This is a genomic window from uncultured Pseudosulfitobacter sp., assembly GCF_963976325.1.
Taxonomy (GTDB): domain Bacteria; phylum Pseudomonadota; class Alphaproteobacteria; order Rhodobacterales; family Rhodobacteraceae; genus Pseudosulfitobacter.
In genome coordinates this window covers 431,543-445,038 of the sequence record NZ_CAXBJW010000002.1, presented here as the reverse complement: position 1 = coordinate 445,038, position 13,496 = coordinate 431,543, and the positions used below count along the sequence as shown (strand labels likewise).

Sequence of the window (13,496 nt, the reverse complement as noted above, 5' to 3'; positions counted from 1 at the left end):
ATGACCACTGCAAAAATCCGGCGCAGCGCCATAAACGAAGCGATCCGCGACGCGGCCATCCGCGAGTTCGCGCGCAACGGGCTGGCGGGCACCTCGACGCAGGCGATTGCCAGCTCGGCGGGCATCTCCAAGGCACAACTGCATTACTACATCACGTCCAAAGAAGACCTGTATCAGGACGTTCTGGGCTATATCGTCTCGCACTGGCGCGAGCTGTTTTCGCTGTCGTCTTCGCTGGAAGACCCCGCCGAGGCGATCCGCAACTATATCAGGAACAAGATCGAACATGCGCTTGAGCATCCCGACGTGTCGCGCTTTTTCGCCAATGAAATGGCCCGCGGCGCGCCCGAAATGGGGGATTACTGGGAACCGCTGCGCGCCTCTGTGGAAGAGGCAAACGATACCATCCGCGCCTGGATCGACGCGGGCAAAATCGCGCCCGTCGATCCGCTGCTGTTCCAGATCAACATCTGGGCGGTCACCCAACACTATGCCGAATACGAGGCACAGGCCCGCAAGCTGATGGGGGTCACGGACGGCCAGCCGATGGACGCCGAACGCATCATAACAGAGGCCAGCGCGCTGTTTTTGCGCCGCTGCGGTCTGGACGAGGAAGGACACCGCATATGAAGGCGCTGACACCCGATACCTTGCCCGCCCCCTTTGGCGCCTACGCGCATGGCGTTCAGGCCGGGCGGCTGATTGCCACGTCGGGGCAGTTGGGTCTGGCGACCGATGGCAGCATCCCCGCCGGTGTGACCGCGCAGGCCGAACTGTGTTTTGAGAACATCCGCGCCATTCTGGCCGAAGCAGGCGCGGATTTCTCGCATGTGATCCGCTTTACCGGCTACGTCACCCGCCGCGAGGATTTTGCCCCCTATATGGCGGTGCGCGATGCGCTGGTGCGTGATTTTGCGGTGAAACCTGCCTCGACCCTGCTGATCGTCACGGGCTTTACCCGCCCCGAATTTCTGGTCGAGGTCGAAGCCCTGGCCTTAACCCAGCCGCGCCTGCCCTGATTTCACCCGCCGCAACGGGATCGAGCTTTCGATGGACGCGACGCCGGGGATCTTGGTGAAGGTTCCCACCAGAAACCGCTCGAATTCCTCCAGCCCGCTGGTTGCGATGCGCAGCAGGTAGTCGCGGTTTCCGGTCATCAGCCAGCAATCGACCACCTCGGGGTGGCCCGCAATCGCCTGCTCGAACCGCGCCAGCGCATCGTCCACCTGCTTTTCCAGCTTGACCGACAGGAACACAGAAAAGCCAAAGCCAAGGGATGCCTCGTCAATCAGCGCGGAATAGCCTGTGACAATGCCCGCCTCTTCCATAAGGCGCAGCCGGCGCGCCACGGGCGAAGGGCTAAGGCCGACGGTCGCGGCAATGTCTTGAATCGAGGCGCGGCCGTTGACCTGAAGGGCGCGCAGAATGGCCAGATCGAAAGTGTCCAGATTGGTTGAAATCATCATGAATTCCGCCTTTGTTGGCTGATATAGCCAATAATTCAGAAACCAAGGCAAAGAAAGACGAAACTCGCGCCTGTTACCGCGATATACTGCGCCAAACTCAAACGTACTGGAATTTCGATGTCGCACGCCTCCCACCTGAAAACGATTGAGCAACGGCTGCTGTGGCTGTCGCATTGGATGATCCATAACGCCAACCACATCCGTCCCAAGGCGGACGAGATCAAGGTGGGCGGCCATCAGGCGTCGTCTGCGTCGATGGTGTCGATCATGTCGGCCCTGTATTTCAGCGCCCTGCGCCCCGAAGACCGCGTTGCCGTCAAACCCCACGCATCGCCGGTGTTTCACGCGATGCAATATATGATGGGCGAACAGACGCTGGAGAAAATGCAGAACTTTCGCGGGCTGCATGGCGTGCAATCCTATCCGTCGCGGACCAAGGACATCGACGATGTGGATTTTTCGACCGGATCGGTGGGCTTGGGCGTGGCGATCACGTCTTTTGCGTCGTTGGTGCAGGATTACATTCACGCGAAACGCTGGGGCAATGACATACCGCTGGGCCGCATGGTGGCGCTGGTGGGCGATGCGGAACTGGACGAAGGCAACATTTACGAATGCCTGCAAGAGGGCTGGAAAAACGATCTGCGCAATGCGTGGTGGATCATCGACTATAACCGCCAGTCGCTGGACGGCGTCGTGCGCGAGGGACTGTTCCAGCGCGTCGAGAAGATATTCGAAGCCTTCGGCTGGGACGTGGTGCGGGTCAAATACGGCCATTTGCAACGTGCCGCGTTCAAGGAACCGGGCGGCGACACGCTGCGTGACTGGATCGACAACTGTCCCAACCAGCTTTATTCGGCGCTGACCTTCATGGGCGGGGCTGCGTGGCGTGAACGGCTGATGGACAGTCTGGGCGATCAGGGTGACGTGACCCAACTGATCGACAGTCGCAGCGATGACGAGCTGGCCGAACTGATGGAAAATCTGGGCGGCAACTGCGTGCAGACCATGGCAGACACCTTTGCCGCCATCGACCACGACCGCCCCGTCTGTTTTCTGGCCTACACGATCAAGGGCTGGGGCACGCCGATTGCGGGTCACAAGGACAATCACGGCGGTCTGATGAACAAGACCCAGATGGACGCCTGGCAAAAGGTGATGGGCGTGCCGCAAGGGCAGGAATGGGACCCCTTCGCCACGGTCGAGGACCCCGATGGCTTGCGCGATTTCCTGGGGCAGGTCCCGTTCTTTGCCAAGGGGCCGCGCCGCTATACCGATGACGTGCTGGACGTGCCAAAGGTCGAGATCGCGACCGACCGCGAGCTGTCCACGCAGATGGGCTTTGGCAAGATCCTGGACGATCTGTCCAAGGGCGACAGCGATCTGGCATCGCGCATTGTCACCACCTCGCCCGATGTGACGGGCACCACCAACCTTGGCCCGTGGGTGAACCGCCGCAAGCTGTTCGCGCGCACCGAACAGCAAGACACGTTCATCAACGAAAAAATCCCCTCGACCGCGAAATGGGAATTCACGCCCGAAGGGCAGCACATCGAACTGGGCATCGCCGAGATGAACCTGTTTCTGCTGCTGGCGGCGGCGGGCCTGTCGCATTCGCTGTTCGGCAAGCGGCTGATCCCCATCGGCACGGTCTACGACCCCTTTGTCGCGCGTGGTCTGGATGCGTTGAATTACGCCTGCTACCAAGACGCGCGTTTCATGATCGTCGGCACCCCGTCCGGCATCACCCTGTCGCCCGAGGGCGGCGCGCACCAGTCCATCGGCACCCCGTTGATCGGGATGAGCCAGGACGGCCTGGCCGCGTTCGAACCCGCCTTTGTCGACGAGCTGTCGGTGATCATGCAGTGGGCGTTCGAATACCTGCAACGCAGCGGCGACGGCGACCCCGACGAACGCACATGGCTGCGCGACGAAACCGGCGGGTCGGTCTATCTGCGGCTGTCCACCAATCCCATCGAACAGCCCGGCAAGCGCGTCGATGATGATTTCCGTCAAGGCGCGATTGACGGGGCGTACTGGCTGCGCAAACCCGGCCCGAATTGCGAGGTGGTGATCGCCTATCAGGGGGTTGTCGCGCCCGAAGCGATCCGTGCGGCGGGCATCATCGCCGAAGGCCGCCGCGATGTTGCGGTGCTGGCTGTCACCTCGGCCGACCGGCTGAACGCGGGCTGGACAGCGGCGCAGCGGGCGCGGGCACGTGGCAACGGGGCGGCACGGTCGCATATCGAAACCCTGCTGGGCGGGCTGTCGCGCGATTGCAAGATCGTCACGGTGATCGACGGCCATCCCGCCACTCTGGCGTGGCTGGGATCGGTGATCGGGCATCAGACGGTGTCATTGGGGGTCGAACACTTTGGCCAGACCGGCACGATTGCCGATCTGTACCGGCATTTCGGCATCGACGCCGAAGGGATCGTGGAAAAGGTGAACGGCCTGACGCTGGGCCGTCCGGTGACCGCACCGCTTCGGATGTAGCGTGGCGCGTGTGGTTGCGTTTGCGGGCTGATCCTTGCAACTGTGGCGTCGTAAAGGATGCCGAGATGACATTTTGAACGCCCCGCTGCCGTCGCCGCTGTTCATCGGCCACGAGATTTACCGTGCCTCGACCTATGGGCGCTGGCACCCGTTGCGGGTGCCGCGTGTGTCGACGGTGATGGACCTGTCGCGGGCGCTGGGGTGGCTGCCACGGTCGGTTTACCTCACCAGCCCGCGCGCCAAGCCCGCCGCGCTGACCGGATGGCATACGCCGGATTATGTTGCGGCGTTGGTGCAGGCCGAGGCAGAGCAGGCTGTGACCGACGCCGTGCGCGCACGGCACCATCTTGGCACCCCGTCCAACCCCGTGTTCCCCGAAATGTACCGCCGTCCGGCCACGGCAGCGGGCGGGTCGTTGCTGGCGGGTGAGCTGCTGGCGGGGGGCGGTGTGGTCTTTCACCCCGCAGGGGGCACCCATCACGGGATGCCGGATCGCGCCAGCGGGTTTTGCTTTCTCAACGATCCGGTGCTGGCGATCCGGTCGCTGCGGGCCAACGGCGCGGCGCGCATCGCTTATATCGACATCGACGCGCATCATGGCGACGGGGTCGAGCGTGCCTTTGCCGATGATCCCGACACGCTGGTGCTGTCGGTGCACGAATCCGGCCTGTGGCCGCGCACCGGGGCGCTGGAGGACGAAGGCGCGGGCAACGTGTTCAACCTGCCGGTGCCACGGTTGTTGAACGACGATGAAATGGCGCTGATCCGCGACGGGCTGATCCTGCCTGCGGTCGCCGCGTTCCAACCCGATGCGCTTGTGCTGCAATGCGGGGCCGATGCGGTGGCCGATGATCCGCAGTCGCATCTGTCGCTGTCGAACAATGCCCACTGGCAGATCGTGGCGGGGCTGATGGGCATGGCACCGCGCCTGCTGGTGCTGGGTGGCGGTGGCTATAACCCGTGGTCTGCGGGGCGGCTGTGGACGGGCGTCTGGGCCACGCTGAACCGCCACGCGATCCCGCCTGTGTTGCCCGAAGCCGCGCAACAGGTGCTGCGCGGGCTGGTGTTTCAGGGCAACGCGCGCGGGCGCAATCCCGATCCGGCGTGGTTCACCACCCTGCGCGATGCGCCGCGCGGCGGGCCGGTGCGCGACAGCGTGCGGGCCGATGTGGCACGGCTGGCCGCGCGGTTTTAACCTGCGGGCGCGATGGCATAGTCCGCATCACTAACTTGTTCCAGCCAGTCGGCGGCGGTGCCATCCAGCGCCTCTTGCATCGCCATATGCACCATCTCGCTGTCAGGTGCTGCGCCGTGCCAATGTTCCTCGTGCGGGGGGATCCAGACCGTATCGCCGGCCGAAATGACGCGCGGCGGCTGGCCGCGCAGGGCAATGCGCCCTTCGCCCGACATCACGTGCAGGGTCTGGCCCAGCGGATGCGTGTGCCACGCGGTGCGCGCGCCGGCGGCAAAAGTCACGATCAGCGCCCGCAGGCGTGCAGGCTCGGGCGCGGTGACAACCGGATCTTGCCAAACGTCGCCGGTAAAGTAATCCGCCGGTGCCTGCGTGCGGGGCCGTGCGCCCTGTTTGTGGATGTCCATTGGGTGTCTCCTGTGAGCGGAAAAGGAAAAGGGCGACGTAATCGCCGCCCTTTGTCACAGTGTAAGGGTCGCTTAGTCCGCCCAGCTTACGCCGGTCAGATCGGTGGCCTGGGTCGGCGCGTTGGTCCACAGACCTTGCAGACCTGCCTTGGCAACCGACAGCATGGCCAACTGGAACAGGTAGCCGTTCACATAATCCTCGGAAATCATGCGCTGGGCGTCGCCCAACATCTGGGTCCGCATGTCGGGATCGGTGGTGCCGTTCAGCTTGGTCATCAGCGCCTGGAAATCCGGGTTGTTGTATTGGAAATAGTAATCCGGGTTGGCGTAAATGCCGATGTCCATCGGTTCGGTGTGCGAAATGATGGTCAGGCCAAAGTTCTTGCCCTTGAACACGGTTTCCAGCCACTGCGCCCATTCGACGTTGATGATCTCGGCCTTGATGCCGACCTCGGCCAGTTGTGCCGCGACAATCTCGCCGCCGCGACGGGCATAGGACGGGGGCGGCAGGTGCAGCGTGGTTTCAAACCCGTCGGCAAAGCCTGCCTCGGCCAGCAGCGCGCGGGATTTCTCGGGGTCATATTCGCTCAGGCCGGTCAGATCGACATAGGCGGGGTTGTGCGGCGCAAAGAACGTGCCGATGGGCGTGCCATAACCGAACATCGCCCCGTCAATGATCGCCTGCCGGTCGATGGCATGGGCAATCGCCTCGCGGACCTTGACGTTGTCAAAGGGCGGCAGCGCGTTGTTGGTGGACAGGATCGTTTCACCCTCGGTGCTGCCGATCAGCACCTGAAACCGCGGGTCAGCCTCGAATTGGGGCAGGTTTTCGGGGGCGGGGAAACCGGCAAAAGCATCCACATCCTCGGCCATCACAGCGGCAAAGGCGGCGGTCGGGTCCGAGATGAACTTGAACGTCGCCTTGGCCAGCGCGGGCGCGTCCCCCCAATAGGCGTCGTTGCGTTCCAGTTCGATCTTGTCGCCCTGCACCCAGTTCACGAATTTGAACGCGCCGGTGCCGATGGGCGTCTGTTTGATGTTCTCGATGCTTTCGGGTGCCACGATCACAGCGTCGCCCCATGCCAGGTTGAACAGCAGGCTGCCGTTCGGTTCCGACAGGGTCAGCTTGACCGTCAGCGGGTCGATCACCTCGACATCCGCGATGCCGGTGTACAGCGCCTTTTGCGCGTTCACGCTGTCTTCGGCGCGGGCACGGTCCAGGCTGAATTTGACGTCTTCGGCGTCCATCGTGGTGCCGTCATGGAACGTCACGCCGTCGTGCAGCTTGAACGTATATGTCAGGCCGTCGTCGGAAATTTCCCAGCTTTCGGCCAGACCGGGCACGATCGACCCGTCGCCCATAAAGCGCGTCAAACCCTCGAACACGTTGGAATACAGCACCGAATCGATGGCGCCGGCGGCGGCGCTGGTGGGATCAAGGTGCGGTGGCTCAAGCTGCATGGCGACGGTGATGTCGTCCTTGGCCAAGGCCGATCCGGCGATCAGCGCAGCGGACGCGACCCCCAGCAAAAGCGAACGGATGTGAAACATTTTCAGACTCCCGGTTGGTTTTTTTGAAAGGCTAGCCAGTTCCTTTGGCTTTGACCAGCGTCCCCGTGTTGCGCCCGCTGAACCAAGACGCTATGGCGGCGCCTTTCTTCTGTTTTCAGGCGGTGACGACATGGCGACCCTTGGCATCGACTTTGGCACTTCGAACTCGGCGGCGGGCTATGCGGTGGATGGTCAGACGCATCTGGTCGCGCTGGAGCCGGGCGAACAGACCCTGCCCACAGCCGTGTTCTTCGACTTTGACGCGCGCAAGGTGGTGTACGGCCGCCCCGCAAACGATGCCCTGATCGCAGGCGACGAGGGGCGCTATATGCGCGCGCTCAAAAGCCTGCTGGGCACGTCGTTGATGCGCGAAAGCCGGATGCTGCTGAACGAACGTCAGGATTTCATCACCATCGTCGCGCGGTTTCTGGCAACGCTGAAACAGCGGGCCGAAGCGGAAAGCGGGCTGACGTTCAACACCGCGCTGTCGGGGCGTCCGGTGCTGTTTCACAGTGCCAACGCCGAACGCAACGCGCAGGCGCTGGTGGACCTGACGGACTGTTACCACGCGGCGGGGTTTGACGCGGTCAAATTCATGCCCGAACCCGAAGCCGCGGCGCTGGCCAGCCGTGCGGCCTTGCAGGACGGCGATCTGGGGCTGGTGGTCGACATCGGCGGGGGTACGTCGGATTTTACCGTGTTCCGACATGGCGAAAACGCGGGCATTGATATTCTGGCCAGCCACGGCGTGCGTCTGGGCGGCACCGATTTTGATCGGCGGCTGTCGCTGGATCATGTGATGCCGCATCTGGGTCTGGGCAGCGACATTCGCCATGCCTTTGGCGATCAGGTGCACAGCGCCCCGCGCGCCCTGTTTGCCGATCTGGCCACGTGGCAGAAGATCCCGTTTCTGTACTCGCCCGACAGCCGCCGCGCCGCGCAGGATCTGGCGAAACACGCGGTGCAGCCGGAATTGTTGGACCGGTTGGTGCGCGTGCTTGAGGATGAGCTGGGCCACGACCTGGCCTTTGCCGTCGAGGCGGGCAAGATCGCCGCGAACGATCCCGCCGGAACGGCACTGCCCGAGATCAAATTGGGCCTGTTAGAGACGGGTTTGACCGTTCCGCTGCCCGCCGCGATGATGTGGGCGGGGCTGGCTGATATGGCCGATCAGGTCGGCGATGCCGCGTTGCAGGCCGTGGAACAGGCGCAGGTCGCGCCCGAGGCCATCGACCGGCTGATCTTTGTCGGCGGTTCCAGCCTGATGGCGGTGATTCAAGGCGCACTGACACAGCGGTTTCCGCAGGCAGATGTGCATCGCGGTGCGGCACTGACCGGCATCGTCGAAGGTTTGGCGCTGGCGTCGGAAACTGCGTTCTAGCCGCGCGCGCCAAACGCTTTATGTAGATGGCAGGCTGGCACATGCGCACGAAATCAGTCATGCGATCCGTGCATCAAAAAGGCACCCTCTATGTTGAATGCATTTATTGCCCTTGTGACCGTCGGCGCGGGGGCATTGCTGTTGTACCCAAGACTGGCACAGGCCCGTTTGTGGCGGGCGGCGATCACGCCGCTGGCGTCGATCATCGGCAGCGGTTTTCTGGTGCTGGGGCCGATCCTGGATACGTCTTACGGCAAATACGCGCCGCTGGTCATGCTGGTTTTGTGCCTGATGGCCTACTGCTTTGGCGCGGCAATCCGGTTCAACATCGCGCGCCGGTCCGATGACACAACCACGCGCAACGGCACGGAAAACAGCCTTGAAACGGTCGCATCCTGGGCGCTGGCCTTTGCCTATGTGATTTCCGTCGCCTACTATTTGAACCTGCTGGGCGCGTTTGCCGTCAGCATGACACCCTTCGATTCGACCATCGACGCCAAGCTGGTGACCAGTGCCGTTTTCGTGCTGATCCTGGTCATCGGCTGGACCAAAGGGTTCCATGCGCTTGAGCGTGTCGAACAGGTGTCGGTCGGGGTCAAGCTGGCCATCATCGCGGGGCTGCTGTTCGGCCTGGCTTGGTATTTTGTCGAAACCGCTGTCGCCGGCGATCTGGTGGTGATGCCTGCACAGGTGGGCGGGATACATGCGCTGATGATTTTCGCCGGGCTTCTGGTGACCGTTCAGGGGTTTGAAACCTCGCGCTATCTGGGGGCGGACTACAGCGCCAGCGAACGGATACGGTCGATGAAGCTGGCACAATGGCTGGCGACGGCGATTTACATGATCTACATTCTGCTGCTGACCTATTCGATTGAACCCGATGCGCGACACCTAAGCGAAACCGCGATCATTGACCTGATGGCGGTTGTCGCCCCCATCCTGCCGCTGTTGCTGATTGCCGCGGCGATCAGCGCGCAGTTCAGTGCCGCGGTGGCAGACACCGGCGGCTCGGGCGGGCTGATTGCGGAACTGACCGGCGGGCGTGTGTCGACGCGCAAGGGCTATGCCGTTCTGGTGGCCATCGGTCTGGCGCTGACATGGGTCGCCAGCATTTTCGAAATCATCAGCTACGCCTCGCGCGCCTTTGCGCTGTATTACGCGATCCAGTCCGCAATTGCGGCGATTGGCGCATGGCAGAACGCAGGCGGGCGGCCCAAGGCCCTGGGCTTTGCAGCCCTTGCCGTGCTGGGCATCGCCATCGCGATCTTCGGGGTATCGGCCGAAGGTTAGGCCTTGGGCAGCAAAAGCGTCTCTAACGCGGCGCCCATCACCTTGGCGCTGTCCACCATGTCGTCGATTCCGATGTATTCGTCGGGCTTGTGCGCCAGCTCCAGCAGGCCGGGGCCATAGGCAATGCAGTTCTTCAGCTTGCCGATGCGGTCGATGTGTTTTTGGTCGTACGATCCGGGGGATGCCACATAGGTCGGCGGCTTGCCCATGACGTCTTCGATCGCCTTGGCTACGGTTTCGACCACGGGCGCTGTTTTCTCGGTCATCGACGGGATCACGCTGTTCAGCTCGGTCAGTTCGTATTCAAAGTCGGGGCGCGTTTCGCGCAGCCCTTCCAGCAGCGCGGTCACCTCGTCGCGGACCTGATCCAGCGTTTCCTCGACCAGATAGCGCCGGTCGATCACGATGCGGCAACTGTCAGGCACGCAATGCGCGGGCAGGCCGGTGAAATCGTCGGTCTGCTCCTTCTGCCCGCCGTGGATCGAATTGATGTTCATCGTCGATTGCCGCGCGCCTTCGGGCACCACGGGCATTTCGGTGAACCGTGCCGCCATCGCCGGATACAGTTTGGTTTCAAATTCCGACAGCACGGCCCCCATGTGGCGCACGGCGCAATCGCCCAGAAACGGCATCGACCCGTGGGCAATCTCGCCCTTTGTCTCGATCTCGGCCCACCAGCCACCGCGATGGCCCAGACAGATGCGATCCTTTTGCAAAGGTTCGGGGATAATGACGTGTTGCACCTTGTTAGGGTCGAAAAACCCCTGTTCCGCCAGATAGGCAACGCCGCCATAGCCGCCCGATTCCTCGTCCGCCGTGCCCGAGATTTCGATGGCGCCCTGAAAATTCGGATGCTCTTCGATGAACGCTTCAGCCGCGATGATCGACGCGGCCAGCCCGCCTTTCATGTCGCAGGCACCGCGCCCGTAGATCTTGCCGTCGGACACCGCGCCGCCAAAGGGATCAAAGGTCCAGCCCTGTCCCACCTCGACCACATCGGTGTGGCTGTTGAAATGCACGCATTCGCCCGTCTGCGCCCCGTCGCGCCGCGCGACGATGTTCCAGCGGGGGTATTTCTCGCTGTCGCCGGGGGTGCCATGGGCGCGGATCAGTTGTGTCTGGAACCCGTGTTGCGACAGGCGTTTGTCCAGAAAATCGCAGATCTCGCGATAGTTCTCGCCCGGGGGGTTCAGCGTGGGGATGCGGATCAGGTCCTGGGTCAGCCGGATCAGATCATCGCGTTTGTCGGTGATGCGGTGGGAAAGTGTCATGGCGATACCTTCAAAGCTTGGTGGACGAATGGCAAGAGCCTAGGCCCAGGATTTCAGCACATCCGCCACGGTCGTCATGCCGGCATCGCCGTGCGTCGGCGCATCGGACGGGGTGGCGGAAAACCGTGGGGCGGGGCCGGGTTGCACGATGCCGTCGGTCGTCACAAAGGTGCCGCGCGCGACATTGTGGGGGTATTGCGGTGCCTCGGACATGGGCAGCACGGGGGCGAAACAGGCATCGACACGTTCCAGTATGTCCTGCCAGTGGTTGCGGGGTTTGCTGCGAAAAAGCGTCTCTAACACGGCGTGCATCTCATCCTGCGGCCCGTATTGATCGGCAAAGCGCGGATCGTCCGACAGCCCCAGTTGCGCCAGCATTTCCGCATAGAACTGCGGCTCCAACGGGCCAAGGGCGACATAGCCGCCGCAAGCGGTTTCATAGCAGCGATAGCTGGCGACCCCACCGTTCAACGTGTTGCCGCCGCGCAGCTGATCGTTGTGCACACCGGCGGCCATCAGCCCGTATTGCATCACCATCATCAACGCCGCACCGTCAGACATGCAGGCATCGACAACCTGCCCCTGACCGGTGCCGCGTGCGTGCAACACAGCCGCCAGCACACCCGCCAGCAGCATCATGCCGCCGCCCGCCAGATCGGCGATGATGTTCTGCGGCGGGGGCGGGGGCGCGTCGGCCGGACCGATGGACCACAGCGCGCCCGAGATTGCCATATAGTTCAGGTCGTGACCCGCGCGGTCGCGCAGCGGTCCATCCTGCCCCCAGCCGGTCATGCGCCCGAACACCAGTGCAGGGTTCGCGGCCATCATCGGTTCGGGGCCAAGGCCAAGCCGCTCCATCACACCGGGGCGAAACCCTTCGATCACCACTTCGGCGCGGGCAATCAGGGTCTGCGCCTGCGCCAGATCGTCAGGATCGCGCAAATCCAACGTCACGCTTTGGCGCGAGCGGTCGTACAGGTTGTGCTTTTGGTCGATCCCGAACATCGGCTTTTGCCCGGGGCGGGCAATGCGAACCACCTCGGCCCCCATATCGGCCAGCATCATGCAGGCAAAGGGCGCAGGCCCCAGCCCCGCCATTTCGACAACGCGCAGCCCGCGCAGGGGGCCGTTGCGATCAAGCATCGTCAGACATCCTTTTCATGGCGGACAGAAATGCGGTCACTTCGGCCTCGGAATTATAGTGGCACAGCGACACCCGCACCGCAGCGGGCAGGTCCAGTGGGTCCAGCACGTTGCCGGAATAATGGTCGGCCTTGCGCACATGGGTGCGGATGCCTTGGGCGTTCAGACGGGCGACGATGTCGGCAGCGGGCAGGCTGTCCATGGCAAAGCAAACCAGCCCCTCGCGCGCCGGATTGTCGTCGCCGCCAATGATCCGGACGCCGGGCAAATCGGTCAGACCGGGCAGGTTGCCGGTGCCGTTCAGCATGGTGTCGGTCAGGTGTTTCTCGTGGGCGTGGATGGCATGGCCTGCCGCCTCGATCCGCGCGCGGCGGTCGGTGGCGTCGGACACCTGTCCGCCCAGCCAGTCGAAATAGGCCACGACGTCCGAAAACGTCGCATATGCACCTGTGTCGCGCGTGCCCATTTCCCAGTTCTCCGACGGTCCGCCCATCAGCGCCTCAAGCGGCATCTTGCTAAGCCGGTCGGACGCCCAGGCCACGCCGTAGCCATGGCGCGAAAACACCTTGTAGGGGCTGACCACATAGCCGTCGATGCCCGCCGCTGCGATGTCGATGCCGCCGTGGCTGGCGTGCTGGATGCCATCCACGATGATCAGGCAATCGGGCGACACGGCGCGGATCGCCTGCGAAATGGCGTCAATGTCCATGCCCATGCCGGTCACGGGCGAGGTGTGCAGGATCGTGGCCACACGCACATCCGGCGTCATCGCCGCGGCGTAGTCCTGTGCTGTCACCAGCCCGCGCGCGGCGTCATGGGGCACGCTGATATAGTCTGCACCGGCGTTTTTCGCCCAAATCTGCGCGGCACTGCGCGATGCCGGGTGTTCGATGGTGGACCCGATCACCGTGCCCTTGGCCCCCATCACGGCGGTGCGGATCAGGCGGAACAACAGCTCGGTCCCGCTTTCCCCGACAAAGAACTGGCCCGAAGGCGCGTTAAAGAATGTGGCCATATCCGCCTTGGCCGTCCGGATGATGTCCATCAGCGCCTTGGCCGCCGGGTTGTCGCGCCCCTGGTTGTCGGGGATCGCTGCAAACTTTGCCGAGGTCTCCACAGCCGCCTTCAGCGTCAGCGCGCCGCCTGCGTTTTCGAAAAAGATGCGCGGCCCGGCGAACGGGCATTCATCGACATGCGCAAAACGGGCGCGGATGTCTTCCAGCAGGGGGGCAAGCGGTGACGGCATTTTGGTGTCCTTCGGATGTGTTGCATATTCGTCTGCGAAATCCACGACAGGTG

The 13,496-nt window shown here is 63.2% G+C and carries 12 protein-coding genes; 6 read left to right on the top strand and 6 right to left on the bottom strand.

What is annotated here, in order from left to right; translation table 11 throughout:
• Window positions 1-630, top strand: coding sequence for a TetR family transcriptional regulator C-terminal domain-containing protein (locus AAC077_RS09375; protein ID WP_339768825.1), 630 nt, complete (start codon window positions 1-3; stop codon window positions 628-630).
• Window positions 627-1,019, top strand: coding sequence for a RidA family protein (locus tag AAC077_RS09370; RefSeq protein ID WP_339768822.1), 393 nt, complete (start codon window positions 627-629; stop codon window positions 1,017-1,019). The genes AAC077_RS09375 and AAC077_RS09370 overlap by 4 nt, the downstream gene beginning before the upstream one ends.
• Here AAC077_RS09370 and AAC077_RS09365 read toward each other — a convergent pair.
• Window positions 996-1,466, bottom strand: coding sequence for an Lrp/AsnC family transcriptional regulator (locus tag AAC077_RS09365; protein WP_339768821.1), 471 nt, complete (start codon window positions 1,464-1,466; stop codon window positions 996-998). The two genes, AAC077_RS09370 and AAC077_RS09365, sit on opposite strands and share 24 nt — an antisense overlap.
• A gap of 117 nt (window positions 1,467-1,583) precedes the next feature.
• Here AAC077_RS09365 and AAC077_RS09360 point away from each other — a divergent pair, with 117 nt between their 5' ends.
• Together AAC077_RS09360 and AAC077_RS09355 are read left to right on the top strand one after the other, a co-directional pair.
• Window positions 1,584-3,962, top strand: coding sequence for a transketolase (locus AAC077_RS09360; RefSeq protein WP_339768819.1), 2,379 nt, complete (start codon window positions 1,584-1,586; stop codon window positions 3,960-3,962).
• A 73-nt stretch (window positions 3,963-4,035) separates the two neighbouring features.
• Complete coding sequence (locus AAC077_RS09355; protein WP_339768817.1) at window positions 4,036-5,157, top strand: acetoin utilization protein AcuC; 1,122 nt, start codon at window positions 4,036-4,038, stop codon at window positions 5,155-5,157.
• Here AAC077_RS09355 and AAC077_RS09350 read toward each other — a convergent pair.
• Both AAC077_RS09350 and AAC077_RS09345 read right to left on the bottom strand, forming a co-directional pair.
• Window positions 5,154-5,561, bottom strand: a complete 408-nt coding sequence (locus AAC077_RS09350; protein WP_339768815.1) for a cupin domain-containing protein — start codon at window positions 5,559-5,561, stop codon at window positions 5,154-5,156. The two genes, AAC077_RS09355 and AAC077_RS09350, sit on opposite strands and share 4 nt — an antisense overlap.
• A gap of 72 nt (window positions 5,562-5,633) precedes the next feature.
• Window positions 5,634-7,112, bottom strand: coding sequence for an ABC transporter substrate-binding protein (locus tag AAC077_RS09345; protein ID WP_339768813.1), 1,479 nt, complete (start codon window positions 7,110-7,112; stop codon window positions 5,634-5,636).
• Between the two features lie 130 nt (window positions 7,113-7,242).
• Here AAC077_RS09345 and AAC077_RS09340 point away from each other — a divergent pair, with 130 nt between their 5' ends.
• On the top strand, window positions 7,243-8,493 hold the full coding sequence (locus AAC077_RS09340; RefSeq protein ID WP_339768811.1) for an Hsp70 family protein: 1,251 nt from the start codon (window positions 7,243-7,245) through the stop codon (window positions 8,491-8,493).
• A gap of 90 nt (window positions 8,494-8,583) precedes the next feature.
• On the top strand, window positions 8,584-9,783 hold the full coding sequence (locus AAC077_RS09335) for a hypothetical protein (RefSeq protein ID WP_339768809.1): 1,200 nt from the start codon (window positions 8,584-8,586) through the stop codon (window positions 9,781-9,783).
• On the opposite strand, the gene AAC077_RS09330 is transcribed toward AAC077_RS09335, so the two are convergent.
• The 3 genes from AAC077_RS09330 to AAC077_RS09320 are packed head-to-tail and all read right to left on the bottom strand — an operon-like array spanning window position 9,780 to window position 13,443.
• Window positions 9,780-11,054, bottom strand: a complete 1,275-nt coding sequence (locus tag AAC077_RS09330; RefSeq protein ID WP_339768807.1) for an acetylornithine deacetylase/succinyl-diaminopimelate desuccinylase family protein — start codon at window positions 11,052-11,054, stop codon at window positions 9,780-9,782. The genes AAC077_RS09335 and AAC077_RS09330 overlap by 4 nt on opposite strands.
• A 39-nt stretch (window positions 11,055-11,093) precedes the next feature.
• Window positions 11,094-12,197: a CaiB/BaiF CoA-transferase family protein gene (locus tag AAC077_RS09325; RefSeq protein WP_339768805.1), complete on the bottom strand. Its 1,104-nt coding sequence runs from the start codon at window positions 12,195-12,197 to the stop codon at window positions 11,094-11,096.
• Window positions 12,190-13,443, bottom strand: a complete 1,254-nt coding sequence (locus AAC077_RS09320; RefSeq protein WP_339768803.1) for an aminotransferase class V-fold PLP-dependent enzyme — start codon at window positions 13,441-13,443, stop codon at window positions 12,190-12,192. The genes AAC077_RS09325 and AAC077_RS09320 overlap by 8 nt, the downstream gene beginning before the upstream one ends.
• Window positions 13,444-13,496: the final 53 nt, after the last annotated feature.

Excerpts from the sequence above, each read along its gene's own strand:
- AAC077_RS09365 (WP_339768821.1), bottom strand. The coding sequence starts at position 1,466 with ATGATGATTTCAACCAATCTGGACACTTTCGATCTGGCCATTCTGCGC.
- AAC077_RS09340 (WP_339768811.1), top strand. The coding sequence starts at position 7,243 with ATGGCGACCCTTGGCATCGACTTTGGCACTTCGAACTCGGCGGCGGGC.
- AAC077_RS09335 (WP_339768809.1), top strand. The coding sequence starts at position 8,584 with ATGTTGAATGCATTTATTGCCCTTGTGACCGTCGGCGCGGGGGCATTG.
- AAC077_RS09370 (WP_339768822.1), top strand. The coding sequence starts at position 627 with ATGAAGGCGCTGACACCCGATACCTTGCCCGCCCCCTTTGGCGCCTAC.
- AAC077_RS09350 (WP_339768815.1), bottom strand. The coding sequence starts at position 5,561 with ATGGACATCCACAAACAGGGCGCACGGCCCCGCACGCAGGCACCGGCG.
- AAC077_RS09375 (WP_339768825.1), top strand. The coding sequence starts at position 1 with ATGACCACTGCAAAAATCCGGCGCAGCGCCATAAACGAAGCGATCCGC.
- AAC077_RS09320 (WP_339768803.1), bottom strand. The coding sequence starts at position 13,443 with ATGCCGTCACCGCTTGCCCCCCTGCTGGAAGACATCCGCGCCCGTTTT.
- AAC077_RS09360 (WP_339768819.1), top strand. The coding sequence starts at position 1,584 with ATGTCGCACGCCTCCCACCTGAAAACGATTGAGCAACGGCTGCTGTGG.
- AAC077_RS09330 (WP_339768807.1), bottom strand. The coding sequence starts at position 11,054 with ATGACACTTTCCCACCGCATCACCGACAAACGCGATGATCTGATCCGG.
- AAC077_RS09325 (WP_339768805.1), bottom strand. The coding sequence starts at position 12,197 with ATGCTTGATCGCAACGGCCCCCTGCGCGGGCTGCGCGTTGTCGAAATG.
- AAC077_RS09345 (WP_339768813.1), bottom strand. The coding sequence starts at position 7,112 with ATGTTTCACATCCGTTCGCTTTTGCTGGGGGTCGCGTCCGCTGCGCTG.